The 11,900-nt window shown below is 48.3% G+C and carries 7 protein-coding genes; 5 read left to right on the top strand and 2 right to left on the bottom strand.

Features of this window, described 5'->3' with window-relative positions:
- The first annotated feature begins 4 nt into the window (after nucleotides 1–4).
- The 3 genes from IQ268_RS09680 (at nucleotide 5) to IQ268_RS09670 (ending at nucleotide 4,694) form a co-directional block, all read left to right on the top strand.
- Complete coding sequence (locus tag IQ268_RS09680; RefSeq protein ID WP_193877900.1) at nucleotides 5–1,213, top strand: DUF563 domain-containing protein; 1,209 nt, start codon at nucleotides 5–7, stop codon at nucleotides 1,211–1,213.
- A gap of 289 nt (nucleotides 1,214–1,502) precedes the next feature.
- Nucleotides 1,503–2,735 (top strand): acyltransferase, encoded by a 1,233-nt coding sequence (locus IQ268_RS09675; RefSeq protein ID WP_193877898.1) that lies wholly within the window; start codon nucleotides 1,503–1,505, stop codon nucleotides 2,733–2,735.
- Between the two features lie 867 nt (nucleotides 2,736–3,602).
- The gene (locus IQ268_RS09670; protein WP_193877896.1) at nucleotides 3,603–4,694 is read left to right on the top strand and encodes an acyltransferase; all 1,092 of its coding nucleotides are present in this window, start codon (nucleotides 3,603–3,605) and stop codon (nucleotides 4,692–4,694) included.
- 525 nt (nucleotides 4,695–5,219) lie between these two features.
- Here IQ268_RS09670 and IQ268_RS09665 read toward each other — a convergent pair.
- Together IQ268_RS09665 and IQ268_RS09660 are read right to left on the bottom strand one after the other, a co-directional pair.
- The gene (locus tag IQ268_RS09665) at nucleotides 5,220–7,496 is read right to left on the bottom strand and encodes a polysaccharide biosynthesis tyrosine autokinase (protein ID WP_193877894.1); all 2,277 of its coding nucleotides are present in this window, start codon (nucleotides 7,494–7,496) and stop codon (nucleotides 5,220–5,222) included.
- A 168-nt stretch (nucleotides 7,497–7,664) separates the two neighbouring features.
- Complete coding sequence (locus tag IQ268_RS09660; RefSeq protein WP_193877892.1) at nucleotides 7,665–9,134, bottom strand: SLBB domain-containing protein; 1,470 nt, start codon at nucleotides 9,132–9,134, stop codon at nucleotides 7,665–7,667.
- A 555-nt stretch (nucleotides 9,135–9,689) separates the two neighbouring features.
- On the opposite strand from IQ268_RS09660, the gene IQ268_RS09655 reads away from it, so the two are divergent.
- Together IQ268_RS09655 and rfbB are read left to right on the top strand one after the other, a co-directional pair.
- Nucleotides 9,690–10,766 carry a glucose-1-phosphate thymidylyltransferase gene (locus tag IQ268_RS09655; RefSeq protein ID WP_193877890.1) on the top strand — a complete coding sequence of 359 codons (1,077 nt, stop codon included), beginning with the start codon at nucleotides 9,690–9,692 and terminating at the stop codon, nucleotides 10,764–10,766.
- Complete coding sequence (gene rfbB / locus IQ268_RS09650) at nucleotides 10,757–11,869, top strand: dTDP-glucose 4,6-dehydratase (RefSeq protein WP_193877889.1); 1,113 nt, start codon at nucleotides 10,757–10,759, stop codon at nucleotides 11,867–11,869. The genes IQ268_RS09655 and rfbB overlap by 10 nt, the downstream gene beginning before the upstream one ends.
- Nucleotides 11,870–11,900: the final 31 nt, after the last annotated feature.

Raw genomic sequence — 11,900 nt, 5'->3', positions numbered from 1 at the left:
AATCATGAAGAAACTGCTGAGGTGGGTCGGTCGCATTCCTGTTCGAATACTTCGTCTTTTGCCCATTAGTTCAGAAATCATTGGACCGCCAAAAGGGTATTACCGCTCTTCTCATACCTGGATCAATGCCTCTCAAACAACCAGAGAACCTGGGTGGTCTCATGAGATTTATCCCAAGCGCAACATTCGAGTTGTAGAGCCCAAAACGGTAGATTCGGAGATTCATTGGCGGTTTAAGGTAAACCCTCAGTTTGAATCGCCCCCTGCCTATCTGTTTACCATCCCCAAAGGCAGATTGTGGCAATTTAATACAGTGATCAGTCCCAACGACAGGCTCCTTGCGGATCTCTCCCATGAGTACAAAGTAGACGAACATCCCAAATATCATCCTGTTTTTGGCGAATGGAAGCTGCCCAAAATACAGGAATGTGATAAAACACTGGCCGTTTTATCGGTTGCTGGGGGCGGGACGTTTGCTCACTGGTTGTTGGATTTACTGCCCCGGCTGGACTTGATTCTGCGTAAATACGATTTTGATCAAATTGATCAATTTGTGGTGAACGGCGTAGATTTGCCGTTTCAAAAACAAACGTTGGATCTATTGGGTATTCCGTCTCACAAACTTTTGGTTAGCGATCGCAATTTTCATCTCAAGGCTACTCAGTTAATTGTTCCATCCCTATCGCGCCATGTGGTTGGATTAACCCGCTGGATGCCAAGCTGGGGCTGTGACTTCTTGCGCCAATCGTTTTTGACCAACGCCAAACTGGCTCAGCATCGCAACGGTGATGGCAATTTCGATCGCATTTACATCAGCCGGGCTAAAGCCACTCGTCGCAAAGTTGTGAATGAAGCAGACGTTTTGCATCTGCTGACGAAGCTTGGATTCCGCAGTGTAGCGCTAGAGTCGCTCTCTATTGCTGAACAAATTGATTTGTTCGCTTCAGCCAAATCAATTGTGGCACCGCATGGTGCGGGACTTGCAAATCTGGTATTTTCAAGTCCCGGCACAAAGGTTGTTGAATTTATTGCGCCCAACTATGTGAATGTTAATTTTTGGGCATTAAGCAATCAGGCCAATCTTGATTATCACTACCTGTTAGGTGAAGGGGAAAGACCTGAGGGTAATGACTACCGTCATTCGTACAGCGACAATATTACTGTAAACCTTGACCAGCTAGCCAATACATTGGATTTAGCAGGCATTAGTTAGCTAAAACCGTTTGAATCGGCACATAGATGTGAAATCGGTTTCTGTCAGCATGACTGCATTGGCTACACCTAATTGAGCAATTAACAAGTAGTACCGACTCTGCATTTTCTCTTTTGGTTTTCAATTTTAAGAACCTTGAATCGGTTGCATGGTTGATACACACAAATAAGCGGAAGTCCCCAAAGTTGAGAGGGTAGGTTTTGAATGCAGCACGTTTGCTACTATTCAAAACCTCTTAGAATCAGTGGCTCATCAGTTGGTTACGGCCATTATGTGAATTGAGCATACAATGACGCAATCCACTTCTGACGCGCATTTAAAGACCATTCAAGACGATTCTGAAACCGCTCACTTTGAGCTTTTAACGTTACTAGATTGCTGTAAAGGGTTGGCGATTCTTTGGATATTTCTAATTCACTGTAAAGGTGGATGGTTTGGCTGGCAAGGAGTGCATCTCTTTATCGTTTTAAGTGGCTTTGGGCTAACTTATTCTTGCTTGAAGAGACAGCAGACTGTTGATTGGAAGCAGTGGTACATAAAGCGGGCAACCAGGCTGCTGCCAACCTATTGGCTGGTTTGTTTGTTTGGTTTTTTGCTGTTCCTGGTGACACAAGCATCAGGCGTAGATGCAACTAAAACAAGTACCTTCAATCCGTGGATTCTGCTATTTTTCAATATCTCTCTGCTCAGAAACTTCTTCAACCCCATTTCTGAAAATTCACCCAATGTTTCTCTCTGGTTTGTTCCACTGATTGCACAGTTTTACCTCGTGTTCCCGTGGCTTTACTGTCGGCTGACGACAATTAAAACTCTGCGAGGATGGGTTTTAATTCCGCTGGGATTAGTGTTAAGTGAGTTTTTGTATCGAGCCGTTGCCATTTATTGGCTTGACGGAATGCCGGTTGCCTATTTGCACGGCTTTTTGAATCACTGGGTAATGGCTGTTGAACCATTGGATCGGTTAAAAGATACCTTGACCCTGCCGTTTCAGGAGGCCGCACCCTTTCAATTTCTGCCGTCGCGACTTGCCGAGTTTCTGTTGGGAATGATTGGAGCGATCGCACTAAAGTATTACAATCAGGCGTTTAGCCGATGTATTCTTAATCAGTGGTTAGGAGTCGTTGGTATCGGTATTTGGCTGGTTGGCAATGCGCTCCTATACGCAGGATTGTTGGGGTGGGTGTTTGCTGATTTTACGATCGCGATCGGTCTCACGATATGGATGCTCAATTTTGCCCACGCCCTGCGTCTTCATTCTCCCCAACTGTTTAGAATGCTGAGCCGCATGAGTCCCTGGTCGTATTACATCTTTCTGAGCCATTACCTCTTTATTTACTGGTTCGAAACCGTTGGGCTGGCATTCGCTAAATCTGCTGGCGTTTCCGATTTGCTTATTTTAGTTATTGGATTTAGTTTCATTACTGCCACAACTTGGATAAGCAGTTGGGGATTGATGAAATTCGATCAATCCAAATTATCCCAATTGATTATTCAAAACACAGTTGCCAGACTGTTACATTAAAGTTACGGTTGCTGTTAATAATCCCACCATTCAACAAGTACTAAGTTTGTTGTGAGCTGTTAGAGGGTAGTTTAAAAGTATCAAATGGGCTGTATTTGCTCCCTAAATCTCCCAATCCTGGAGAATTTTGGAGGCGATTCGCGTTACAATCAGCGCTTTTCAAATATCCCCTTAAATTGCCCTCTAGGGTACTACTATATTTGAGATAAACGGTTTACAGTAGAGTTAATTAACTCAAGCAAACGCGAGAGTTCTAGTAGTTCTAAATAAGTTTACTCTGGTAGCAACGCAAACTGGAACATGCATCGGTTCCAGAAAAGACCGAATGATTTTGCCATGCCTGTATAGCCCCATACAGCAGCATTGAATCGAATTTACAGCTTAGATCGACATTGCTACATCTGACTGGATCAGCGAGTATTGGGCTGTTCAATGGGTGTGCAACCACCTGGGGCTCTTACCCCGCGGTACGCACGGATGCAAAGCAGATCCGCAGCAAACCCTGGCTAAAGCCAGTTGCACGTTATAGAACCTGACTTTCTCTATCTACCTCCAGCATCTATACAGAAAGCTCAGCGATCGAAATATTGAACGAAAATTGGCGTTGCTGCACGACGCGATGAAGCGGTGCGTTCATTCCTGCTATAGGGGCAATCCCATGCCTTTATAGACACTTGTACATCAAAGCAGCAACACCGAAACATTGGCTGCAACTGCGGTTTCAATTAACGCTAACGTGCTGCTCCATCTTTGGCAGTCTCATCCTAATTTTCTAAAAACTGAACCTGACGGTATCGGTAATGGTAGCGATCGCATTTCATCACTGCGTTATTTCATGTTCGTTAATTTCCTGAATGGAGAGAAACCATGACACAGGCCATACTGGTTCAAAGCAGCAAGAGCCAACGGGATGTAAGGTTTGACATTCTTAAAGCAATTGGCCTCTTCTGCATTATCCTGGCTCATGCCGAGCCTCCAGCCTATATTGCTCAATTGCGAAATTTTGATGTTCCTCTCATGGTTCTTGTTTCGGGGGCTCTGTTTTATTGCACTGCTCAAAACAAGACCTATCTATTTTTCACGTACATTCAAAAACGAATACCTCGGTTAATACTACCCGTATGGTGCTTCTTGACGATTTTCTTTCTGTCAACCTTCATTGTCCATTCAGTTTGGATAGAGAACACCACACCCTCTCTATCAACCATATTGCAGACCTTTCTTCTGGTGGGCGGCATCAAATACTTTTGGATTATTCGAGTATTTGTTTTGATTGCGATCGCTTCACCCCTGTTGCTCAAACTGTACAGAGCAGTGGAGACTCCAAAGCGGTTTTTGCTCACATTGCTGTTCATTTACCTGTGCTATGAAGCCATCCTGACCGTATTGGGAGATGTCAATATCCCTATCATTGGCAGCTTAATTCACGAAAAGGTGTTGATGTACGTGATTCCCTATGGCTGTCTCTTTGGCCTGGGAATGATGTTGCCCCAGTTGAATAAGCGATCGACTGTAGCCATTTTATTGGTTACATTTGCGCTGTTTTCTAGCCTGCTCATTGGCTATAGTCTCCGCAACGGAGAGATTGTTTTAACCCAGGCATACAAATATCCACCCCGGTTATTTTATTTGTCGTACGGCATTTTTGCTTGTATGCTGCTGAGCCTGCTGATTCGCAAGCTGAAAAACGCCAGTGGTATCTTGACCAACTTTGTAGTCTTCGTTAGCCAATCCTCTCTGTGGATTTATCTCTGGCACGTTTTTTTCTTGTATTATCTCGATCTGGCTTCGTATCGCTTACCTGGAATGGATGACTATTTTGTGGCTACCTTTTTAGGAATTGCATTCATATCCATTCTGGTCACTTATGGGCAAAAGCAACTGGTTTCAACCCTCATTCAAAAAACACAGTTCGGACAGAATTACTCTGAACTCCTGACCACCATGTTTTTGAGATGACCGTCAGAGATTGTTTGAACTGTATCGAATGTTCTGCATTAACCCCTGAATGACCTCAGTTCTGGTGTAACAGTTGTCGTTCAAGCTCACGGCTGGAGGCGCAGTTCCCGTTGAGCTTCGTCAAAGCAAGCTCTGAGGAGTAGAGGGCGAAGGCTATTCGCCCTTTGTTCCGCTCAACTAATCCTGAGCCGAATACCTCGATTCGACAACGCTAAAAATGTCTGCAAGATGTAGACGTTTTTTAACCAGGCACTTGAACTGTATTCCATGATGACGTTGGTCTTTGTCCGATACAAACCACTTAGTTTGTATCGGATATTGCTGTGAAGTATAAATGGGTATTCAACTGTCTGCTGTAGCGGGCTTCATTGCAATATCCCAAATGCGTACCTGTATTCGGCAACGCCCGAAGGAACGGCTCCAATAACTGAGCCGTAATGATGCCAGGTTCGAGACATCGTTACGGCTCAAAGACGTAAACAGTAGCAATAGAGCGTATTAAAACAGGGATTGAAGCGACTTCTGCTAAACTCTCTTACCCTTCTTTAAGAAGGTGAGGAAGGGAATGGCGCGATCGCCGTTCTCATCTGCCGGATTGCTCACTGTCTCGCTTTCATTCGGCACATCCTGAACGTAATACCGCTGGTAATTGCCGTACAGACTGGTGACCACATGCCCCCTGGCACCATTCGCCACTGCACCCAAAATAGGAGTACCTGCCACTCTCAGTTCCTCCAGCGCTTGCTCCAGCAGAGGCCGCTTGATTTTGCCCAACCCACTGACAAACAGCGTGCCATCAGCATGTCCCGCCATCAAGAATACGTCTGCAAATCCCAGGATAGGAGGCGCATCATAAATCACCAAATCAAAGGCATCTTGCAATTGCCCCATCAGTGCTTGCATCCGGTTGGACGACAGCAGACGGGTGGGGTCGGGTGGAATATGTCCCGCCGTCAGAACAAACAAATTGTCTTCAATGGGCGATTGCTGAATAGCGTTTAGCAAACAATCTGTGTAGAAATCGAGGTCGCTGGAGATAACGTTGGTTAAGCCCTGAATGTTCATCAACCCCAGGCGATCGTGGATTTGCGGACGACGCATATCAGCATCCACCAGCAAAACTCGCTGCCCCATAGCGGCTGCCGCTTGTGCCAGGTTTAAGGAAACGGTTGATTTACCTTCACTGGCGATCGCAGAACTGACCACAATTGAGCGAATGGCTGTATCCGACCCCAACAGGCGAATGTTGGCAAACAGCGATCGGAACGATTCAAAGAATGGCGTAATCCGATACGAGCCTCGCCCATTGGAAGACGCTCCCAGATGTTGGTTCGCCTGCTGCACCCAATCCGATGCATCAATTGCGTCGGCTGCTTCTCGGAGTTCCTCACGGAATGGAACAATGCCAAGCAACGGCAAGCGGGTAATGTCTTTGAGTTCTTTGGACGTGTGAACCACATTGCTGAGGCGGTCAACCATCAGAGCTGCTCCCATGCCTAGCAACAAGCCAAGCATACTTCCCAAGGCGACATTGCGCTTGACACTGGCCGCCGACGGCTTAGGGCTAGAGGGCGGAGACAACAGTTGCCAGGGTGTTTCTCGCTGAGCCGCATCAATTCTCAACGCTTCTCGCTTTTCCAAAAACTGATTCAGGTTAGCGGTGGCAATCTGCAAATCGCGCTGGATGCTGGCAAACTGACGCGCATAACCGGGGAAAAGCCGCAGTTTGGTGTCGAGCGAACCAACAGCATCATCCAGGGCGCGATCGCGTGCCTGCAACTCTCGGATGCGGCCAGCTACTTCTTCCTGAACACGCTGTGCTTCCCGCGTTAGTAGAGGCAACAAGTTTTGCCGCTGCTCGCGCAGCACATCAATGTTGGGAGAGGTGTCAAAAAAGATAGCGGACTCTTGGGCAATCTGGCTATCAATTTCAAGCAACTGGCTGAGTAGCTGCTGATAACGAGCATTATCACTCAAGGCACTGGAGGCAGCCGATTCAGTCGTGTCACTAAATTGCGACGAAATCTGACGTTGCAAATCAGCATAGAGCGCCTGTGCTTGCCGCAATTCAACCTGCGTCGTTAGCTGCTGTTCCGAGAAGCCTGTTAATTGGTCAGAGATCTGCTGTCCCTGGGTTTCAGGATCAATCAAACTAAACTGCTGCCGAAAGTTTTGCAGCTGATCTTCCAGCGTTCTCACTCGTTGTTGCAGCCCCGGAAGCTGTTCTTCCACAAAGCTAATGCCCTGTCGCACATCAGCTTGCCGCTCATCTAAACTGTAGTTTAGATACGCCTCAGACAGTTGCATCAGCACCGCTCTCACCATCTCTGGATCACCGCTTTGGTAGCTGATGGTTAGAATATTTTGCCCATCCGATTCAACGGTTAGATTGCTGGCGATCGTCCCATAGTTGACATTGGGATACTCAGCCTCCAAGCTTTCAATCACCGGATTGATCACTTTTGGGCTTTTTAGCACCCTAACTTTAGTTTCAGCATCATCTAAAACCGTTCTGGTTTGGCCGTTGCTGCCGCTCAAACTTTCAGGAATAGACGAAAGCACTTGAGACTCTGCGGTAACGGGCTGAGTCAAAATTTCAAAGTTGGCCTGATAAACGGGGCGGTCGGTCATCGCTTTGAAGCCCGCTGCTGCCGCAACAACCGTCGTGACTCCCGCAATGAGTAAAACCCTGCGGCGCAGTGCAGATAACGCCTGACCTAAATCTAGTCCCCCTTCTTCGCCCTCATCAAACTGAATCATTCGAGTCGGCGGCATTACTTGAGATTGCTGTCCAGCCTTCATTTTGATCCCCAACAACTTGGTTGACTGGTGCTCTAAGAGCAGTAACGGGTTAAAGTCGTAGCCGATGATAGATGCTGTGTATACAAGCGTGTTTCGCTTTGATGTAACCTTGACGTGACCCTGATTCAACCGACATTAAAACACGTGAAGCAACCGTCAGCGATCGCTTCAATCAAACAGTCCGAAGATTCGGAATGGAAGGCTCAAGATACTGAAGAAACTGCCGAGCGGACGTAAAACGGTGTCTAGCGTATCGGATGTCGCTGCGATACCCGAACGGCCAACCACCAGCACATCGTTATTTCGCAGGATTGGATTGGATTCTTCATTGATGCCCTGAGCAAAGTCAACAGGAACCTCACGTTCGGATACCGTACCGTTTGGGTTGAGCCGAACCAGATTCACTTCTCCCCGTCGCGCCCGTGTGTTGAAGCCTCCTGCGGCCAACAACGCTTGATTCAACGGAGTGTTAGGCGGAACTTCAATAATTCCAGGACTGTCTACCTCGCCCACCACGTTCACTCGGATGGTATCGGGAGAGAAACTGGCCGAAGCAATCTGAGTGGCTTCTTCTGGGGTGATGTCTGCGGCTAGCGGCACGCTAATTGTATCTCCCTCCTGCAAAATGATGTCTTGCCGCAAATCACCTGAGGCAATCAACTCTTGCAGGTTGATGTTGATGACTTGCTCGGTTCCGGTGCGGGTCGGGCGACGAATTTGAATGTTGCGAATGTCGGCTAGCGGTTTAATGCCGCCCGCCCGTTGAATCGCCTGGGTAACGGTGGATAGGTTGCCACCGCTCTGCCCGCTGCCTGGCACGCCTGCTTCTCCGGTTCTGGGAGTGCCACCAGTCAGGGTATATGGTCCAGGTCGAAAGACTTCGCCAACAACGGCTACATTAATGGGTTGGTTGAAGCTGGCAAAGAAACTGGCGGCAGCAATCTGGCTGGTTTCTTCTAAGCTGATGGTTTCGGCGGTTGGGATAAAGATGTTATCTCCGTCACGCAACACCAGGTCATACCGTGGATCGCCCGTTTGAATGAGCTGCCAGAGATTCACCGTCAGGACTTGCTCGGCACCTTGCCCTTGCATTCGTCGAACTTGAACCTGGCGCAGGTTGGCCGATAGTCTAATTCCTCCGGCGGCTTGTAGCACCTGGGTTAGCGTTGGAAACTGGGCGTTTTGTACCGGAACCGCATAGGAACCGGGACGCTCTACTTCCCCGGCAATACCAATCTCTAGAGGACGCGGAGCCAGCAAGCTCACTGTAACCAGCGGACGACGGAGTAAGCGGGAATAACGAGAGGAGATAGCATTGGCCGCTTGTTCCAGGGTGAGTCCTTCAACCTGGACCGCACCAATTTGCGGCAGGTTAAGGGTGCCGTCAATCAGGACTTCATTTTCGCCGCTAAACTGCTCCACGCGAAAGACATCAATGCGAATGCGATCGCCAGCTCCCAGGATGTAAGAATTAGGTACCTGCGCTTGACCGGATGCTGGAGCCGTTGGGGTAATTTGAATCGGTGTCTGAGCAGCAGCAATAGGTGGGGATGCGATCGCAACTAAGCTGAGTAACGTCAATCCGGCAATGGGCTGCTTCAGTTGTCTGTGGAATTTGGCTAAGCCTTGATAAAGCATAACGTCCAGTTCTAATGCATGATGAGGAGAATCGCTGCGACAGGCACCCTACTCAATTGTGCTGCGTATACCTATATCTCTTCAGAGAAATCCCTTACTCATCCATACGTTTTACACAAACTTTTTAAAAGGGTTGTGGGTGTAAAGCCGTAGCAAAGGACAAACGCACACACTGATCGAGTTCTACAGAGATGGATTCCCCTTTGTCTTCCAATGTTCCATTCCTAATTCCGTAAATTTGCGGTTCCCGGCTAAATTCGAGAATGTTTCAGCATAGCAGACAATTAAAGTTGACCAAAAATGCAAATTAATTTGCGTTTTTTCCTGAAAAAGATAGTGTGGATTGAAGATTAATTAATGCCTATTTTTAAGAGATTATTTGAAACATCCTGAGTACCGTTCGAACCCTTTCCTGAATCCTCTAATCGGGGACTTCAAAACCAGCAACGGCTCGGAAGTGCCCCAGATATGGCAACCAGTTAGCTTATCTTGGCTGAAGCTTGCTTGATGGGAATCCACCGTTACTAATCTTTCTGTTGGCAAACCCTGACGTTTATGAAAGCACTCATTCTTTCGGGTGGAAAAGGGAAACGGCTGCGACCGCTCACCTACACGGGGGCGAAACAGTTGGTGCCGATCGCCAACCAACCCATTCTTTGGTACGGCATTGAAGCGATCGCCGCCGCCGGAATTACCGACATTGGTATTATTATTAATCCAGAAACAGGCGAAGAAATTGAAGCCAAAACGGGCAATGGCGATCGCTTTGGTGTCACAATTACTTACCTGTTACAAGCCAACCCCGATGGGTTAGCGCACGCTGTTAAAACGGCTCAACCGTTTTTGGGTGAATCGCCTTTTCTTCTATATCTTGGAGACAACTTAATTGAGGCCGATTTGCGTCTCGTTTTAGACGAGTTTACCGTTAACCAATTTGATGCGCTCACCCTACTGGCTCCGATCGCCAACCCATCCGCCTATGGTGTAGCCGACTTAGATGCAGAAGGCCGCTTAATTCGGTTTGTGGAAAAGCCAGCCGTGCCGCCCTCTAACTTAGCGCTGGTGGGCATTTACTGCTTCTCTGCCGCAGTCCATGCAGCCATCGCTACTCTGCGCCCATCGGCCAGGGGAGAACTAGAGATTACCGAAGCAATTCAAGCCTTAATTGATGCAGGCAAAGCTGTGGAAGCACGGCATCTGGCTGGATGGTGGATTGATACGGGTAAAAAAGATGACTTGCTGGAGGCCAACCGCATTGTTTTGGACGATCGCCTCCATCCGCAAAACCTGGGAGATGTGGATAAGCAAAGCCGCATCATTGGCCGGGTGGGGATTGGGGCTGGCACTCAGGTCACAAACTGTACTATCCGAGGTCCGGTGGTAATTGGCGAAAACTGTCGGTTAGAAAACTGCTATGTCGGCCCCTACAGCAGCATTGGGAATCAGGTAACGCTCATTGATGTTGACCTGGAGTACAGTGTTGTTTTACAGGGAGCAACGGTGATTCATATTCACCAGCGCATTATTGATAGTGTAATTGGTCAACGGGCTTACATTTGCTCGGCACCGCCACGCCCAAAGGCCATGCGCTTCATGATTGGAGATGACTGCCAGATTGAACTATGCCATTAACCGACACGGTACACTCTGCATTGGGCACAACCGATCGCCCACCCCGTCGGTTGTTAGTGACCGGGGGAGCTGGGTTTATTGGCTCTAATTTTGTTCATTACTGGTGCGATCGCTACCCTCAAGATCGGCTGGTCGTGCTGGATGCCCTAACCTATGCGGGCAACCGCAACAACTTGGCAGGGCTAGAGCAACAGGCTCGAATTCGGTTTGTGCATGGCAATATTAGCGATCGCCCGCTGCTGAATCGGCTTCTAAATACAGAATCGATTGATACCATTGCCCATTTTGCGGCGGAGTCCCATGTCGATCGTTCTATTCTCGAACCGGATGCCTTTGTTCAAACCAATGTTGTTGGTACATTCACCCTGCTGGAAGCGTTTCGGCATCATTGGCAACGGCGCGGCCAACCCGCAGGCGATCGCTTCTTGCACGTTTCAACAGATGAGGTCTACGGCAGTTTAGAACCAACCGATCCGCCGTTTACAGAGTCAACGCCTTACGCTCCCAACAGTCCTTATTCCGCGTCGAAGGCGGGCGGCGACCATCTGGTGCGTGCCTATCACCATACCTATCACCTGCCCACGTTGATTGGGCACAGTTCCAATAACTATGGCCCGTATCATTTTCCTGAAAAGCTAATTCCGCTGTTGTGCGTCAACATTTTGTTGGGGAAGCCGCTGCCCATTTATGGTGATGGTCAACAAGTTCGAGACTGGCTGCACGTGAGCGACCATTGCAGCGCTCTTGATGCGTTAATTCACCGGGGGCAACCGGGACAGACCTACAACATTGGCAGCAACCATGAGGTGAAAAATATCGACCTGGTTTATCAGATCTGTGACCTCATGAACGAACTGGCTCCAACTCTCTCTGTTGCCCCGTGTCAACAGCTCATTACGTTTGTTCGCGATCGCCCAGGGCACGATCGCCGCTATGCCACCGACTCCAACAAACTCAAAACCCAGGTAGGATGGTCGCCAGCCTACACGCTAGAGAGCGGGTTGCGTCAGACCATACAGTGGTACTTAGACCATCCACATTGGTGGATACCATTACTGTCACCGACCTATCAGCAATATTACGCCAAGCTATATGGTGAGTAAGGGATGCTGAGCGGGTTGCCTGCCAAAGCTC

This window comes from Oculatella sp. LEGE 06141 (genome assembly GCF_015207605.1).
Lineage (GTDB): Bacteria > Cyanobacteriota > Cyanobacteriia > Elainellales > Elainellaceae > Oculatella.
This window is presented reverse-complemented; position numbering and strand designations above follow the sequence as displayed.